This is a genomic window from Streptomyces sp. NPDC101237 (genome assembly GCF_044767465.1).
Classification (GTDB): Bacteria; Actinomycetota; Actinomycetes; order Streptomycetales; family Streptomycetaceae; genus Streptomyces; species Streptomyces gramineus.
Window position 1 is genome coordinate 143,216 of the sequence record NZ_JBIWNY010000004.1, and the last position, 16,251, is coordinate 159,466.

General features: G+C 72.0%; 13 protein-coding genes and 3 pseudogenes. 5 read left to right on the plus strand and 11 right to left on the minus strand.

Annotated elements, in window-relative coordinates; genetic code table 11:
• Positions 1–86 precede the first annotated feature (86 nt).
• Positions 87–659, plus strand: coding sequence for an AAA family ATPase (locus tag ACIRQ9_RS08325; RefSeq protein ID WP_404168445.1), 573 nt, complete (start codon positions 87–89; stop codon positions 657–659).
• A 299-nt stretch (positions 660–958) separates the two neighbouring features.
• On the opposite strand, the gene ACIRQ9_RS08330 is transcribed toward ACIRQ9_RS08325, so the two are convergent.
• From ACIRQ9_RS08330 to ACIRQ9_RS08340, 3 genes are all read right to left on the minus strand, one after another.
• Entirely contained in the window at positions 959–1,276 is a 318-nt protein-coding gene (locus tag ACIRQ9_RS08330; protein ID WP_404168447.1) for a hypothetical protein, read from the minus strand.
• Entirely contained in the window at positions 1,273–1,905 is a 633-nt protein-coding gene (locus ACIRQ9_RS08335) for a SigE family RNA polymerase sigma factor (protein WP_404168449.1), read from the minus strand. The genes ACIRQ9_RS08330 and ACIRQ9_RS08335 overlap by 4 nt, the downstream gene beginning before the upstream one ends.
• A gap of 71 nt (positions 1,906–1,976) precedes the next feature.
• Positions 1,977–2,330 (minus strand): hypothetical protein, encoded by a 354-nt coding sequence (locus tag ACIRQ9_RS08340; protein ID WP_404168451.1) that lies wholly within the window; start codon positions 2,328–2,330, stop codon positions 1,977–1,979.
• 252 nt (positions 2,331–2,582) lie between these two features.
• Here ACIRQ9_RS08340 and ACIRQ9_RS08345 point away from each other — a divergent pair, with 252 nt between their 5' ends.
• Positions 2,583–4,049 carry an aldehyde dehydrogenase family protein gene (locus tag ACIRQ9_RS08345; RefSeq protein ID WP_404168453.1) on the plus strand — a complete coding sequence of 489 codons (1,467 nt, stop codon included), beginning with the start codon at positions 2,583–2,585 and terminating at the stop codon, positions 4,047–4,049.
• 174 nt (positions 4,050–4,223) lie between these two features.
• On the plus strand, positions 4,224–4,718 hold the full coding sequence (locus ACIRQ9_RS08350; protein WP_404168455.1) for a cupin domain-containing protein: 495 nt from the start codon (positions 4,224–4,226) through the stop codon (positions 4,716–4,718).
• Between the two features lie 83 nt (positions 4,719–4,801).
• Here ACIRQ9_RS08350 and ACIRQ9_RS08355 read toward each other — a convergent pair whose 3' ends face one another.
• From ACIRQ9_RS08355 to ACIRQ9_RS08385, 7 genes and pseudogenes are all read right to left on the minus strand, one after another.
• Entirely contained in the window at positions 4,802–5,230 is a 429-nt protein-coding gene (locus ACIRQ9_RS08355) for a VOC family protein (RefSeq protein WP_404168985.1), read from the minus strand.
• A 43-nt stretch (positions 5,231–5,273) separates the two neighbouring features.
• Complete coding sequence (locus ACIRQ9_RS08360; RefSeq protein ID WP_404168457.1) at positions 5,274–6,008, minus strand: alpha/beta fold hydrolase; 735 nt, start codon at positions 6,006–6,008, stop codon at positions 5,274–5,276.
• A gap of 182 nt (positions 6,009–6,190) precedes the next feature.
• On the minus strand, positions 6,191–6,961 hold the full coding sequence (locus ACIRQ9_RS08365) for an RNA polymerase subunit sigma (RefSeq protein ID WP_404168459.1): 771 nt from the start codon (positions 6,959–6,961) through the stop codon (positions 6,191–6,193).
• 363 nt (positions 6,962–7,324) lie between these two features.
• A pseudogene (locus tag ACIRQ9_RS08370) lies at positions 7,325–7,471 on the minus strand (IS5/IS1182 family transposase); the annotation flags it as partial.
• Positions 7,472–7,477: 6 nt separating this feature from the next.
• Entirely contained in the window at positions 7,478–11,740 is a 4,263-nt protein-coding gene (locus ACIRQ9_RS08375; protein ID WP_404168461.1) for an HAD-IC family P-type ATPase, read from the minus strand.
• A gap of 869 nt (positions 11,741–12,609) precedes the next feature.
• Positions 12,610–12,867 carry a hypothetical protein gene (locus ACIRQ9_RS08380; protein ID WP_404168988.1) on the minus strand — a complete coding sequence of 86 codons (258 nt, stop codon included), beginning with the start codon at positions 12,865–12,867 and terminating at the stop codon, positions 12,610–12,612.
• Positions 12,868–13,166: 299 nt separating this feature from the next.
• Positions 13,167–13,733: pseudogene (locus ACIRQ9_RS08385) on the minus strand (zinc-binding dehydrogenase); the annotation flags it as partial.
• On the opposite strand from ACIRQ9_RS08385, the pseudogene ACIRQ9_RS08390 reads away from it, so the two are divergent.
• Positions 13,694–14,314: pseudogene (locus tag ACIRQ9_RS08390) on the plus strand (transcriptional regulator); the annotation flags it as partial. The pseudogenes ACIRQ9_RS08385 and ACIRQ9_RS08390 sit on opposite strands and share 40 nt — an antisense overlap.
• Before the next feature lie 273 nt (positions 14,315–14,587).
• Here ACIRQ9_RS08390 and ACIRQ9_RS08395 read toward each other — a convergent pair.
• A complete protein-coding gene (locus ACIRQ9_RS08395; protein ID WP_404168463.1) occupies positions 14,588–15,388 on the minus strand; it encodes a DUF427 domain-containing protein in 801 nt (266 codons plus the stop codon).
• A gap of 347 nt (positions 15,389–15,735) precedes the next feature.
• Here ACIRQ9_RS08395 and ACIRQ9_RS08400 point away from each other — a divergent pair, with 347 nt between their 5' ends.
• Positions 15,736–16,206, plus strand: a complete 471-nt coding sequence (locus tag ACIRQ9_RS08400) for a VOC family protein (protein WP_404168465.1) — start codon at positions 15,736–15,738, stop codon at positions 16,204–16,206.
• Positions 16,207–16,251 lie beyond the last annotated feature (45 nt).

Below are 16,251 nucleotides of genomic sequence, written 5' to 3' on the forward strand. Positions count from 1 at the left end.
TCCGGCCCCCGAGCGAACACCCCGACCGGCCGGAGTTCGCGCGCCGGCCGAAGCGCGCCCAGCCAGGGTCCAGTAGCGTCAAGTCCATGATCGTATGGCTCAACGGCACCCACGGCGCAGGCAAGTCGACGAGCAGCACGCTTGTGCAGCAACTCCTTCCGGATTCACGGGTGTTCGACGCCGAGAAGGTCGGCGAGACACTCATGGACATCGCGCCGGGGCTGCCCGCGACCGACAACTTCCAGCACTGGCCACCGTGGCGCGTCCTCGTGGTCGAGACCGCTCGACACGTCCTTGCCTACACCGGCGGCACCCTGGTGATCCCCATGACGGTCCTGGTCGAGCAGTACTGGCGCGAGATCAGCTCGGGCCTGGCCCAGCACGCCGTCCCGGTGCGGCACTTCGTTCTCCACGCCGACCAGGACACGCTCCGCGCGCGCATCGCCGGGGACACCGTGCTCGGACCCGACTCACCGTTCCGGCTCCGGCATCTGGAGCCCTATGCCGAGGCGTCCCGCACCTGGCTGCACGCCGAGGCCGAGGTCGTGGACACCACGTACCTGACCCCTGCCCAGGTGGCCCAACAGATCGCGGAGGCCGTCAAGAACGGGCCGGTCCGTGAACCTCGTGTCACTGCAGGTCCGCTGCCCCCAGCCTGACGAACTGCTCCAGGACTTCCCGTGCCTGTGCGCCGAGGAGGCCCAACTCCGTCTTGTCGGCCGCCTTGTGCAGATTCGACGTCAGGATGTAGGCCTCCTGCGCGGTGTCGATCAGTGGCCGCGCGCTCGCTATGAGCTGGACCCTGAACCCCGAAGGGGAGGAGCGGGGTGCCTCGCGTTTTCGACCCCGCGGAGACGGGCCGTTCCAGGACTTCGCGGTTGAGCGCGGACGGCACCCGGCGCCCGCCCGCCAACCGGTGAGTGGCGGGCGGGGCGTTGCAGTCGGGGACCGATCGCCTTTACGGCACGGACGCCACGGCCGAGGGCTCCGGTTGCGGAACGGTGGTCGTGGGCCGGGCGGTTGGGCTTGACGGTCGTGCGGGCGGTGCCGGGTGGGAGTGGTCGTCCGGGGTGGCGGAGAACAGCACGATGACGATGGCGGCCGCGGCCGCCGCCGTGGCCGCGACGGCGATGGACAGCACCCTGCGTACGCGACGCGTGCCCCAGGTGCTCCCCGTGGGCGGCCGGCCCGGTGACAGGTCGTGGGCGCTGATGAGCTGCCCGCGCGCTTCGAACGCGGCGCGCAGCCGCTCTTCGAGCGGCGCCTGATTACTCATCGGTCCACCTCCAAAAGCTTCTCCAGAGTGGCGAGCGCACGGCTCGCGGTCGACTTGACTGTGCCACGTGAGATGCCGAGGGTCTCGGCGATCTGCGCTTCGGTCAGGTCGGACCAGTAGCGCAGGACCAGCACCTCGCGCTGGCGGGCGGTGAGTTGGGCGAGTGCGTCGAAGACCTGCCGGTGCTCTTCGGCGAGCAGCAGCAGTTCGTCGACCGGCGCTCCCGGACCCTGGAACGGAGGGGTGTACGCGCGTGCGGTGCGGCGTCGGCGCAGCACCGAGCGGGCGGCGTTGACCACGGCGGTGTGCAGGTAGGCGTGCGCGTCCTGGAGGTCGTCGAGCCGTTCGCCGTGCCGGCGGCAGACCGCGGCGAAGGCGTCCTGGACGACGTCCTCGGCGGAGTGCAGGTCGTCCACCAGGAACGCCGCCAGCCGGACCATGTCGAGCCGCCGGGTCCGGTACAGGTCGGCGAGTGTGGGGGCGTCATTCCCGCCGTCCCGGTCGGCCACCGAATACAGGTTCCGGAATCGCCGGCCGGTGTGCGGCGAGCCCGACGCCGGAGTGGAGGTGGTGGTCCGGGCGCGGCGCAGGAGCCGGGCCCACCAGGGCGGGGCAAGGGTGAGCTGCATCGTCCTCGTTCAGATCAGGGGAACGGCGGGGCCGGTTCCGGTCCGGCCCCGCCATGCTCGTGGTCGGCGGCTCAGCGGCCGGTGGTCCCCGGGTAGGGCTTGCCGTTCGCGTCACCCGGAACCGGAACCGGGTCGCCGTGGCCGGAGCCGTGCGTCCCCGGGGTGGAGGGAACGGGCTTGGGGTAGGGCTTGCCGTTCTCGTCACCCGGAACCGGAGTCGGGTCGCCGTGGCCGGAGCCGTGCGTTGCGGGGGTGGAGGGGACGGGCTTGGGGTCGGTCGACCCCGACCGGGTCGGGTGGGCGTGCCCGGCGGTGGCCGCCTGGGCGGCGATGCCACCGCCGACCACCAGGGCGAGACCGGCAGCCGGCCCGAGCACCCAGGTGCGCAGGGAACGGTTCGACTTCTTGGGTCGGGAGTGCCGCATGGGAAAGGGCTCCAAAGGGTTCAGAGACAACGCTGACATGTCGGGCGGCGCCCCGGGGCCGTACGTGAGGTCCCGGTAACCGCCTTTCAACCCACCAGACGTGCGGCCCCGTTCGGGGTTGTCACGGTCCGCGAAAAAATCTCCGGTCTTCGCGCACCGGGCCGGTGCGACGTCCTCAGGCGGACGCCCGCGATGCCCTTGCCCTCGGGGCGCGGCGGACGTGACCCGGATCATGGCTATGGGAGAGCATGGATGTCATCCGCCCGCCGCTGTTTCGTTGGCCGCATGAACATCAACCGTGCAGGTCTTCTCCCCGAACCGTCCCACTGGATCGACGGCCGTGCCGTGATCGGCCGCGGGCCGGGCATCGAGATCGTCAATCCGGCCGACGGGTCCGTGAGCGGCTTCGTCCACGAGGCCACGGCCGAGGAACTGGACGATGCCGTGGCGGGCGCGCTCGCCGCCTTCACCGCGTGGTCGTCGACGTCGCCGGAGGACCGTGTCACGGTCATGCGGAACATCGCCCTGGGCATGCAGGAGCGCTCCGAGGAACTCGCGGCCGCCATCACTCTGGAGATGGGCGCTCCCCTCGCCTTCTCGCGGCAGGCGCAGGTCGGCTTTCCCATCGCTTCCACGCTGGCCGCGGCCGCCGCGGCCGAGACGTACACCTGGTCGGAGGAGGTGGGGAACTCTCTCGTCCTGCGTGAGCCGATCGGTGTCGTGGGCGCCGTCACCCCGTGGAACTTCCCGCTCCAGCAACTGGTGACCAAGGTGGTCCCGGCGATGCTGGGTGGCAACACGGTCGTACTCAAGCCCTCGGAGTCGACTCCCGCCAGCGCCCGGATGTTCGCGGAGATCGCCACCGAGGCCGGTCTGCCGGCCGGCGTGCTCAACGTGGTGCAGGGCACCGGACCGGTGGTCGGAGACGCCCTCGTGCGGCATCCGAGGATCGACATGGTCTCGTTCACCGGCTCCACCCGGGCGGGCAAGACGGTCGCCGCCGCGGCCGCCGGGACGGTCAAGCGGGTGGCACTGGAGCTGGGCGGCAAGGCCGCGCACATCGTGCTGCCCGAGGCCGACCTCGACGTCGCGGTCGAGCGCGGGCTGGCGTACGCCTGGTCCAACGCGGGCCAGGCCTGCGGTGCCTACACCCGCATGCTCGTGCCCCAGCACCTGCAGCGGACCGTGGTCGAGAAGCTGCGTGCCGTGGCGGCGCGGTACACGGTCGGGGCGCCCGACGACGAGGCGACCCGGATCGGGCCGGTCGCGTCGGAAGCCCAGCGTGCGCGTGTCGACGGCTACATCCGGCGCGGTGTCGCCGACGGCGCCACCCTCGTGTTCGGAGGGCCCGGCAGGCCGGAAGGGTTCGGGACCGGCGCCTACGTCCGACCGACGATCTTCTCGGACGTCGACCCGAACTCCGTCATCGCGCAGGAGGAGATCTTCGGTCCGGTTCTGACCGTCATCCCGTACGGCGACGACGACCACGCCGTGGAGATCGCCAACGGCACCGTCTACGGCCTCAACGCCGCGGTCACCGGAGCCGAGGACCATGCCCTGGCGATCGCACGCCGTCTGCGCGTGGGCCAGGTCGACGTCAACGGCGCGGAGCACAACTTCCAGGCGCCGTTCGGCGGTTACAAGCAGTCCGGGAACGGCAGGGAAATGGGTCACGCCGGCATCGAGGAGTTCCTGGAGACCAAGGCGATCACGCGCTGACCCTGGCCGTCGTCGGGTGCCGTCCGGCCGGAATCGGCGGACCGCCACGCCCGGCCGCGAGCGCGGGGTCGGGTGTCACATCGGCTGGTGCTGGACGGTCTGATGGAAGAGGGCCGCCCTTAGGTGGGCCCGCCGTCGCGCCACCCGCGCACGTCGCAGGAAAGGACCCGTGCCATGTCGTACCCCTATCCGGAACAGAAGTACTGGGGCGAGGACGGGGAGGTCAGCGCCGTATTCCGCCCGGCGGACACCCCACCGGACATCGGGGAGAGCGGTACCGGGAAGGACGCCCTGCACTACCTCGCGACCACGGACGTCACCCGGGGTGAGTTCGGGCTGTACCGGGTGGAGATGAGGCCGCGGGCAGGCGGCCCGAAGACGCACTACCACCGGCGCATCTCGGAGTCGTTCTACATCCTGGAGGGCACCGTGCGTGTGTTCGACGGTGTGCGGTGGGTCGACGCACGCAAGGGTGACTTCCTGCATGTGCCGCAGGGCGGACTGCACGCCTTCCGCAACGACTCCGACGCACCGGCGGACATGCTGCTGCTGTTCACACCGGGCGCACCGCGCGAGGAGTACTTCGAGCAGGTGTCGCAGCTCGCGGACGCCTCGGAGGAGGAGCGTGCCGCGTTCTTCGACAAGCACGACTCCTACTTCGTGGAGTAGCCACGAGGAGCCGCACCAGCGGTGAGGCGCCGGCCGAGTCATCGGCCGGCGCCTCACCCTGTCCTCGCGGTGCGCGCACCTTCTCAGGCCGGAGCCTCCTGGAGCACCCATCCGTTGCCGTCCGGATCGGCGAACGCCGCGTACGAGCGGTAGCGGCGGCGTTGCGGGTCCGGGCCGCCGACCTGCCGTTCGTCCGTGCAGCGGTGGAAGATCTCGCTCGTGTCGTGGAAGATGCCGCCCACCGCCACGCCGCGTGCGGTGAGTTCCCGATGCGCCTCCTCGATGTCGGAGACGACGAGGTGCAGGCCCTGTGCCGAGCCGGGAGGGGCCAGGGTGACTCCTACGCCGAAGAGAACCGAGCACGGCGAACCGGGAGGGGTCATGTGCACCACGCGATAGGTGTCGTCGGTGACGTGGTCGGCGTCCAGGCAAAACCCCAGCGCCTCGTAGAACGCCTTGGCCCGGTCGACGTCGGAGACGGGGAGGACCACGACTTCCAGTTTCATGTCCATGGTCGCCATCGCTTTCGCGGAGAGTCCGAGCAGGCCGACGGCCTCAGGCGTCACGGTGGGCCGCCCAGTGCGCTTCCAGGAGCGCGGCGACCTCCGCCGGCCGTTCGAGCACCGTCCAGTGGTTGCAGTCGAGCCGCGCGACCCGCGTCGCGCGCAGGGACTCGCCGAGCCGTTCGCCGAACTCCAACTGGCAGGCGGGGTCGCGTGCGCCCCAGAACACGAGACACGGGGCCTTGACGTCCGCCAGCCCCGGTTCCCACTCCTCCCCCATCGTCATGGCGGACCGGTACAGCCTGAGAACGCTGTCCTTCATCACGTCGTCGACACGACCGACCATCTCCTCGGTGGCTCGGGCGGGAACGTCGAAACCGCGCATCAGATCGGCGGCGAAGGAGTCCGCGTCCAGCTGCTCCATGAAGCGGTCTCCGGCGGCCTGGTCCTGCCATGTCCGGGCCAGCGGATGCCAGACGTACTCCGCGCTGATCGGGCCGTTGCCGCCGGCCCAGGTCCGGACGAGATCGGGACGCAGGGACGCGACACGGGCGGTGAAGATGCAGCCCCAGTCGTGTCCGACCAGGTCGACCGGCTCGCCGATCCGCTCCAGCCGGTCGATGAGCCAGTCGACGTACTCCTCTTTGGTGGAGGCGAATCCGTCCGGCCGCGGCGCCGCGAAACCGGGGAGGTCCCAGGCTTCCACGTCGGTCCGCGTGAGGCTTCGGCGGACGTCGTCCCACACGTGGTGGGTGTCCGGTACGCCGTGGATCAGGATGGCGGGCATGGAGGGTGCCTTTCGTCGGCAAGGGACGGTCGTGCTGGGGCGCGAGGCCGTGGGTCACACGGTGGTACGTCCCGGACGCTGGATGGCCCGTGCGGGGAACTCGGCCTGCGAAGAGGCCAGTTGCCCCGACCAGGCACTGCCATGAAGACCGAGCGGACCGCGGATGTGTGACAGTCGTGCCGTCAGCTCCAGGAGCGGAGCTTGTCGGGATTCAAGGTGACCCAGACCTGGACGACGTAGGGCGCGGCGACGTCCAGGGTGAGGACCGCGGCTATCTCACGGTCGTAGTGGGCGACGAGGCCGGTACGACCGTTCACGGAGCCGGTGTCCAGGGTGGTCAGGGGCTGCGGGGCCAGCAGGGTCAGCAGGCTCCGGGCGACCTGTCGGCTGCCGTGGACGCTGCGGACCCGGGTCCGGACCTTGCCTCCGCCGTCGAAGGAGACGCTCACGTCCGGAGCGAGCAGCGCCACCAGGGCCTCGGGTGTCTGTGCTGCGCAGGCGTCCCGCAGCGCGCCGCTCACCGCGTCGTGCTCCTGCGGCGCCGTGGGGTGTGCGCGTCGGGCTCGCAGGCTGTGACGTGCGCGGTCACCGGGCCCACCGCACTCCTGCTCCGGCCGGCCGGGGGCGGCGGAGTGCGCGGCCGGTGTCGTACCGAGGAGCCGGTGTCGGGCGTGGGCCTCGTCCGCTCGGACCGGGACGACGGCGTCGAGGGGGTTCACTGGTCCCGCGAGGCGTGCCAGACAGATCTGGCCCGTGCTCGTGACCAGCCAGGAGAGCGGCCGCACGATGCGGGCCCGCTCGCGCGCGGACAGGCCGTACCAGCGTCGGTACACCTCGTCGACCACGCTGCCGGCCCCGGCCCTGCTGCCGAGCATCCGGTACGCGACTGCCGTCAGATGCCGCCGTTCTTCCACCATCTCCGCGATCGACATCACATCGTCGACGGAATCCATGCGCGCGCCTCCACACCCACAGCATCGAGCCGGGCGTTCCTTCGGCGGCCTCCCGGTCGTGCGCCCCGCGCGCCTGCGGCCTGCCCCCTTCACAAAGTGTGCACGGAATTCACGGCGCACGCCAGGGAGTCCCGCACATTGTGTTTCGGGCTGCGCGTCACTTCGGCCGACCGGTCGGGACCTCGCGGGCACGGCGGCTCATCGAAGGCGGCGCCGGGTGCCGTCCTCGGGGGAAAGGACGGCCCCCGGCGCACCGCACGAGCCCGGGTGCCGGGCTGGTGCGAACGTTGTCACATCATCACGAGGACCGTGTCGAACACGATGTTGTCGACGTTGTGTTCAGCATACACACTGATGAAGGGACTGCTTCAGCCGGGCAAAGCAGCGCTCGGCCACGTTGCGGTCGCGGTGGATCTCCTTGTCGAGGGCTGGCGGCCTGCCGCCGAGGCGCCCCCGGCGTCGGTGGGTGGCCTCCTGGCCGCGGCGCTCGGGGATCGTGGCGCCGATGCCGGAATCTCACGACGACGGCATCAGGTCAGCGACGGTCTTCTCCAGGAAGGGCAGGGCGCGCTGGCCCCACACCACCAGGGCGATCGACGCGGTCACCGCGGTCAGGGCAACCGGGCCCAACGGGGTGCAGCCGAAGAAGCGGCTGGCTCCCGGTGTCTCGATGAGCGCGAGCAGGACCGCGGCCGAGCCGAGGGAGGCAACACGAACCAACGCGCTGTCACGGCGGTCGAGCAGGGTCTGGATGAGCTGGGTGCCGACCACCGCGACCAGCGCCATCGTGCTGGATCGACGCGCTGTTCCCGGCGTGGCACGGCCGATGAGCCAGGCCATGAGCGCGCCCGCACTGGTCGTCATCGCACGGTGGCGGATCTGCCGGAGCAGCGGCGCTCCCAGCACGGCCGACGGCGCTCCCGAGTCCGGCTGCGCTGGCGTCCCCTGAGGGGTGACCGCCACCGCCATCGCCGGGAACAGGTCGGTGAAGAGGTTGACCAGCAGCATCTGGCGGGTGGACAGCGGGGCCCGGCCGGCCAGCAGCGTGCCGAGCAGCCCGAAGCCGATCTCGCCCGCGTTGCCGCCGATGAGGATGGCGATGGCGTCCGCGACGCTGTGCCACAGCGACCTGCCCTCGCACACGGCGTCGATCAGTACCGTCAGGTCGTCGTCGGTAAGGACGAGGTCGGCGGCGTTACGGGCGGCGGCGGAGCCCCGGGCGTTGATGCCCACGCCGATGTCGGCGGCACGGATCGCGGCCGCGTCGTTGGCGCCGTCGCCGACCATGCCGACCACCCGTCCCGCATCCCGCAGCGCCTCGACGACCTGCAGTTTCTGCTCCGGTGCCACACGCGCCACCACACCCGCGTCACGGAGCATCCTGGCTCTGCCCGCCCGGTCGGCGGCCGCGAGGTCGTCGCCGGTCACCACGACCGTGTCCGCGGGCCAGCCCAGCTCGGCGGCGATGAAGCGGGCGGTCTGCGGATGGTCGCCGGTGAGCATCACCGGTCGTATGCCTTCCTCGTACAGGCTGCGTATCAGGGCCGTGGAAGTCTCGCGAGGGGTGTCCGTGAGACCGAGCAGACCGACGAACTCCAGCTGCTCCAGGGACGCTTCAAGGACACCCGAGGCCGTCTCGGCGTCGCCGAGGCGGTGCTGGGCGACGGCCAGGACGCGCAGTCCCCCGGCGGCCAGTGCCTGTGCCGTTCGGGAGGCGTGTTCGGGGAGGCCGGTGCATGCGGGCAGCACGGTTTCCGGCGCCCCCTTCACCACCAGCAGGGGCGGTCCGTCGCCGGATCGGCCGACGGCGGCGGCATAGCCGCGGGCCGCCTCGAACGCGAGCGCCTGCGACTCCTGCCATGCGGGGTCGGGTCCGGCCACGTCCAGGACCGCCGCGTCGGTGGCGTGTTCCGGCGGGCTGTCGCCGTCACCGATCTGGGGGCAGGCCCGGGCCGCCACCCGCAGGATGTCCGCCGCCCCCGCGTCCTGCGCCTGGTGGCTGTGCCCTTCGGTGTCGGTCACCTTCACCAGATGCAGGGCGTTCTCGGTGAGTGTTCCGGTCTTGTCGAAGCAGATGGTGTCCATCCGGCCGAGCGCCTCCAGCGCGCGGGGTGCCCGGACCAGGACGCCGCCCCGGCTGAGCCGCCGGGCGGCGGCCAGCTGGGCCACCGTCGCCACCAGCGGCAGCCCTTCCGGTACGGCGGCCACGGCGAGGGCGACGCCCCCGCCGACCGCCTCCCGGATCGGTGTCCCGCGCAGCAGGGCCAGGCCGGTGACCGCGGCGCCGCCGCCGAGGGTCAACGGCAGCGCCCGGGCGGTGAGTTCGTGCAACCGAGCCTGTACTCCTGCGGCTGGGGGCGTGCGCGCTGCCAGGTGGACCGCGCGGGCGGCCTCGGTGCGCTCGCCGGTGTCGACCACGACGGCGCGGGCGTGGCCGGCTGCCACCGTCGTGCCTTCGAAAACCATGGAGTGCCGGTCGGCGACCGGGGCGTGGGGGGTCGCGGCGGTGTGTTTCTCCGTCGGCACCGACTCCCCGGTCAGCGCGGACTCGTCGACCTCCAGGCCGTCCTCCGCCAGTACCCGGGCATCCGCCGGCACCACGTCGTCGGTGTGCAGATCGATCACATCGCCCGGGGCCAGACGGACGGCGTCCACGATGTGCGTGTCCGTCTCGTCGGGTGAGTCGGCCACCCGGGCCTGCCGTTTCTGCTCGGCGAGCAGCCCGGACACGGCCTGTTCGGCTCTGAGCCGCTGGATTGCGCCGATCATCGCGTTCAGGTCGAGAGCGCCGACCACCATCAGAGCGTCCACGGCCGAGCCGACGATCGCGGACGCCGCCGAACCCACGGCCAGCACCGGGGTCAGCGGGTCGTCCAGCTCGCTTCGCACGGCTCCGGCGATCCGCCGAGTCCACCGCACCGGCACCAGCAGCGGGTTCCCGGACGGCTCGGCCACCCGCTGCCGCTCCTCGGGCGGTTCCGTCTCCCGCTCCTTCTCCAACCGCTGCAGGGTTTCCCGCGGGCCGAGTTCGTGCCAGTGCACCCGGGCCCTGGGGTGCGGGACCTCGGCGCTCGCCACGCGCAGGGCCGCGATGGTCCCCGCCAGCAGCGAGGTCGCGGCGGCGCCGTCCACCGGCGCGTGCCGCAGCCCTGGCAGCGCGGCCAGTCGGCCGCGCCCGCTCCTCGCCTCGCCGACGGCCACCAGCAGCCCGGAGAGCGCGGCACCCGACCGGGCCAGGGTCTGCGAGCGCCGGCCCACCCTGCGCGCGGCCGGTATCGCGGTCAGCAGCCGCCATATGTCGGGCAGCCCGTGCAGGGCGAGGGCGTCGGCGCTCCAGACGACCGCGCTGTCGGCGTCGGTGAGCGCGAGCGCGATGTCGCCGGCGAGCAGCCCGGCCAGCACTCCGTGGCCCTTGTCGGACCACAGCCGGGCCACCGTGATCACCGCGCCGGAGTCCTCGGGCAGGGAGCACACCACGTCGTCCAGCGGCCGCCGGGCGTCCACCACCTGGTCGGCCAGGGCGGTGAAGTCCTCCAGCGCGGGGTCGTCCACGAGTACGACCCGCAGTCCGGCGCGTCGGGCTGCGTCCAGCACCGGCTCCGTCCAGGGATCGGTCTCCCCGTCCTCGGTGCACACCGCGCTCGGATGCAGGACGATCGTGCCGGCCAGCTCCAGTTCCCGCAGCCGCACCGGATCGCGGAAGAGCATCCCCGACCGGGCCAGTACGGCGCCGAGCACCGCCTCGAAGGCGGTGGGCCCGTAACGGGCGGCCTTCGGTGAGCCCGCGAGGACCGCCTCCGCCGCCTCGGCGATGTCGTGCTTGACCAGCAGGGTGGCTGCCGCACCCAGCACACTGCCGGCGAAGGTGTGCGTGGCGTAGTCCTGGGCCGGGGTGGTGCGCAGGTCCGGACGTGGATGGCCGCCGTCGCCGACGCTCGGCCTGTCCGGGCGGCACAGTTCGTCGTGGAAGAACTCGAAGGCGGCCGCCCGCGCCGTCGTGTCCGCGAGCTGGCAGCCTCGCAGCGCCCCGTCGAGCAGCAGCGCGGCGGGCGTCTGGCCCGCGCCGTGCGCGGCGGCGTTCGCGCAGGTCAGCACGAGGTCCATGGCGTCGGCGCCCAGATGCGCGCGGAGCAGGCCACGGAAGCGCGGATTCTCCCGCAGCACCGTCACGACCGCGGTCACCGCACGGGGCGACGGCGGCAGCCGCAGGGCGTACGCGGCGACACCGATGCCGGTACCGACCAGGTCGGCCGTGAGCGTGGCCAGCGCCGCCCGGATGCCCGCCGGGTCGGCCGGATGCGTGACCTCGTCGGCGTCGTCACCGTCCGCGACGAGACCGTGCCGGGCGGCCAGGTCGGCCGCGTGCGCCATGACCTCGTCGGCGACCGCCTTTTCGGCCACGGCTACCACCAGACGGCCGAGCCCCTGGTCCCAGTAGGCGTACAGGACGTCCGGATGCTCGGCCAGTGCCGTGGCGACATGCCCGGCGAGCCGGTGCAGGCCACCCGCGGTCCGGGCCTGCTCCCCGTCCGGCGCCCGCAGCGCCAGGTGTGCCCGGGCGCCGGACCGCCACTGCTGTTCGGACCCGAGCAGCGCGTTGCGCGCGGCCCGTGTCATTCGTGTGGCCGCGTCCATGCTCCTGACGCCGGCCTGCGCGGCTCCGGCCGCCGCACCCGCGACGGCGCCCACCCCCGGCATCACGGTCCTGGCCAGCAGCCGCGGCGCCGCGGACAGGGTCCGTGCGGCGACGGACGGCAAGGTCGGCAACCCGAGCGCCATCGCCTGTCAGCCCCCGCTCACGTCAGCCCGTGGGCGGTGCGGTCGGGTCAGCGGGCGACGCCCCTTCGTCCGCGGGAGGCGTCACCTCATCCGTAGGAGACGTCGCTTTGTCCGTGGGAGGTGCTGCCGGGGCGGCAGGCGGTGCGAGCGGATCAGTGGGCGGGGCGGCCGGCGCCGCGGGCTGCGCGACCGGTCCCGTGTGTTCCACGAGCTTTTCAGCCGGTGCCGCGTCCGGGCCGGTGCCGGGTGCGATCGGTTCGACTCGTTCGACCGGTTCGACCGGTTCGACCGGTTCGACCGGCGGTGGCGTCGGCCCACCGGACCGTGCCCCCGTACCGGCGGGCATCTCGTCCTCCCTTACCGGCCCCGGAGCACTCGGACCCTGCTGCCCGGTCGCCACCGCGTCGCCCTCGGCGCCGTGGGTGCCCTGGCCCGAGCCCTCCGCCGCCTCTTCGTCAGCCTGCGGGTGCAAGCCCTCAGCGCTCGGTCCGGGCCGGGGCTGAGTCAGCCAGGCAACCGCCGCACCAGTGAGCGCGACCGGCCACTCCACCACACCGGCCACGCCCAGCACCCCGGCTCCGGCGTACACAGCCAGCCGGCGGCTCCGGGGCGACACGGCTCCGATCTTGTCCAGTGTCCCCTCGGCGGCCTTGCTCACGGCCCCGACGCCGGGAACCCGGCGCACTGCCGAGGCCGCGTTGCGCAGGGGCTCGCTGACGGCCGAGGACGACTTCTGCTCAGCCATGACTACTCCTCGCCAATGCAGGATCACGTTTTCTGCCTACTGAGTGCCCCTGAGCGCGCCAATTATCCTAGTTTAACAGGACATTTAGCGTAGAATTGGTGAAGGGAGGGCTCACCATCCACGGTCATTCATGGGCGACCATCCGAATAGTGTTCAGCTGGGTGGCGGCCGCGTCGGGCACGTGCTTGCCTGTCGCGACACCGCTGGTCAGGTGGCGCAAGACCGGTTGGGTGAGGCGTTCGCCGGGGAGTACGGCGGGTCTGCCAGGCGGATACGGCATGTTCACGTCGCCGGCCAGGCGTCCTGCCGCGCGGTGCGTGGGAACGTCCTCATGGGGCTCGAAGCAGGCGTCGCGGGGCGGCCGGACCTGTCCCCTCCGCAGCCCTGCACGGCTACGCCCTGCGCAACGACGACCGCCTCACCCGCGTCCACGCGCTGGTCCGGCGCACCCTGCCCCCGCACACAATCCTCGCCGTTCCCACCTGAGCCCGAGCCGGTCCTGTCGTTTCGACGGCAGTATCAGCCGGTGGCCGGTGCGGCGGCGACGGCGTCGATGTAGACGTCGCCGCCGCACCAGTCGGCGGGGCCTTTGACGGTGCCGATCGAGCTGCGGGTGATGTGCACGGTTGCTTGCTCCTTGCTTCTTGTGCGGGGGGGATGGAGGGAACGGGGTGGGTGCGCTCAGGGCTTGAGGAGTGACTTGATGGCGCGGCGCTCGTCCATGGCCCTGTAGCCCTCGGCGACCTGCTCCAGGGGCAGGGTGAGGTCGAAGACCTGGCCCGGGTCGATCGCTCCGGTCAGGACGCGGTCGATGAGGTCGGGCAGGTAGCGGCGTACGGGGGCGGGGCCGCCGCGCAGTCCGACGTGGGAGAAGAACAGCTCCTGCCCGTCGACGGCCACCTCGTGGGGGACGCCGACGAAGCCGACGCTGCCGCCGGGGCGCGCGGAGCGCAGGGCCTGCTCCATGGCCTGGGCGGTCCCGACGCACTCCAGCACGCTGTCGGCGTCGATTCCGCCGGTCATCTCCTTGATTCGGGCCACACCCTCGTCGCCGCGCTCGGTGACGATGTCGGTGGCGCCGAACTCCCGGGCGAGCTTCTGCCGTGTCTCGTGCCGGCTCATGACGATGATGCGCTCCGCGCCCATCTCCGTCGCCGCGATCACGCCGCACAGGCCGACCGCGCCGTCGCCGACGACCACGGCTGTGGAGCCTGGCTCGACCTCGGCGGCGTCGGCGGCCCACCACCCGGCCCTGGTCGCCGCACCACAGCCTGCAGGGGGTGCTGGACGCCGTCACCGCCGGACCCGCGTTCGTCCGCAACGGCCGCATGGACATCTTCGCTGCCAACCAGCTGGCTCGGGCCTTCTACGCCGACGTCTACGCCACGCCCGGCAACCAGGCCAACCTGGCCCGCTTCCAGTTCCTCGACCTCGCCTCCCGCCGCTTCTACCCCGACTGGGACCAGGCCGCCGACATCGCCGTCGCCATCCTGCGCACCGAAGCCGGCCGCAACCCCCATGACAAGGACCTCCACGATCTCGTCGGCGAGCTGTCCACCCGCAGCGACGACTTCCGCACCCGGTGGGGCGCCCACAACGTCCGCCACCACGGCACCGGCACCGGCACCGGCACCAAACGCTTCCACCACCACGCCGTCGGCGACCTCACCCTCGCCTACGAGGGCCTGGAGATGACCGCCGAACCCGGCCTCAGCCTCACCATCTACACCGCCGCACCCGGTTCACCCTCCGAAGAGCGCCTGCGTCTGCTCGCCTCCTGGGCCGCCACCCAGGACGCCGGCTCTCCCACGGAGCGACGAGCCGGCTGACGTCGCCGGCATCGGCCGTATCGCCCAGGGCTACCGGGCGATGGACGAGCGCGGCGCCATCAAGGCCCTCCCCAAAAGCCCTGACCCGCACCGTCCTCCGTCCTCCGTCCTTCCAGGGCAGGGGTGCCCGCCAGACCAGCCCCGGTCTGGGGGTGCTCGCCGCCGGCACGTTCCTGATGGGCACCACCGAGTTCGGCCTCGCCGGCCTGCTTCCCGACATCGCCGCCGACCTGCGCGTCGGCGTCTCGGCAGACGGGAACTGTCAGACAGGCCCTAGCGGGAAACCGGTGGAACCGCTTCGCGGAAGGGGTCGGCGGGCCGCGGCAGGGGGACTCCGTCCACGTACAGGTCGACGTGTTCGTTGTAGAAGGCGACGAGGCCGGCCACGCGGTTGGCGTGGATGGTCGGGAAGTCGTAGCCCCAGGCGATGTCCTCGTGGGCGCCGCCCGCGCCGTCGAAGGACCAGTATCCGCTCGTCGTTCCCTTGTAGGGGCACTGGGTGACGGTGGCCGACCGCCGCAGCCTGGTCCAGTCGACGTACACGCGCTCGACGTAGTAGCGCGTCGGCAGGCCCGTCTCGAACAGCTTCACGCAGTTGGGGGCGTCCGCCAGGACGACTCCGTCCAGTTCCACGCGGACGCTGCTCGACGAACGCAGGGCGTCCACGCGGGAGTAGGGGCTCCTGGGATGCACGAAGACCGGCTCGTCCTCCTCGAACCAGGTGTCCAGCGCGCCCCATTCGAACCGGACGGTTCCCTGCAGAGAGGTCGGGGCGTCGGTGCCCCACACCCATGCCGCGCCCTCGCGGACTTCGGGGCCGACCCGCAGCGTGTGACGATGCGCGTGACCCGCGCCGTGGTGCTCGGTGTGATGGTCGTCGACGAGCGTTCCGTCGACCAGGTCCTCGACCGGGATGCTGAACTGCGGGTAGGCACGCCACTCCCACACGTACAGCGCGCGGCGGCTGTCGAAGACGACCCGGCCGTCGACGACACCCCGGACGCGGCGCGGGACGGGCTCGACGTGACCGACCGGGACGATCAGGCTCGGGTGCAAAATGCTTTCGGTTGCCATGGGGTACCTCGCAGGAGTCGGAACGGGGGAACGGGCCTCGGTGGCGTGCGGCGGCCGGCCACGTGCGCGGGAGAAGCGTGCGGACGTGCACGCAGGCGACCGTGGCCTTGGGCACCATCGGCCCGCCCCTGCACTGACCGGACGGGCGGCGGAACTGTGACGGCGTCAGGTGCTCCGGCCGTCCCCGAACCGCGCTGTCACAGCGCCGACCGCCAGGCGGTCTGTGTTCGCGTACGCGGTCTGTGTCCGCACAGTGGCGAGCGCGGCGAAGCTGCCCGCGAGCGATGCGCGAGGTGCGCGCCGCAGTCCGCTCTCCCGACCTCCCGGCAACGAAGGGACGACGCACCATGGCATCTCACGGCGGGCTTCCGGCGCCTGAACACGGCCTTCTCCTCTCACACTTCCTCACCGTGCGGGACGTCGCCGTCTCCCGGCGGTTCTACGCCGACGTGTTCGGCGGCGAGGTGGTGATGGACGAGAATCCGGCGATCGTGCGGATCGCCAACAGCTGGATCATCATGAATCCCGGCGGCGGACCGACCCCCGACAAGCCCGGCGTCACCCTGGAAGTACCGCAGGACCGCGAGCGGGTGTCCGCCTTCCTCAACGTGCGCGTCGCCGACATGGCCGCGTTCTACGCCCACGCCGTCGCCAAAGGCGCCCGGTTCCTCACCGAACCCGTCGACCGGGCCTCCGAGCTGCGCTGCTATCTCCGCGATCCCGACGGCTACTTGATCGAGGTGGGCCAGTCCACCGGCCTGACCCAGGGCATCAAGGCGGCCCCGGCAGGTCCGGAGGAGCAGGCCGTGCGTCGGTAGTGCTCCAGGGTGGCCGACGTGCGGGTGCGCGGGCGGGGCCATGGG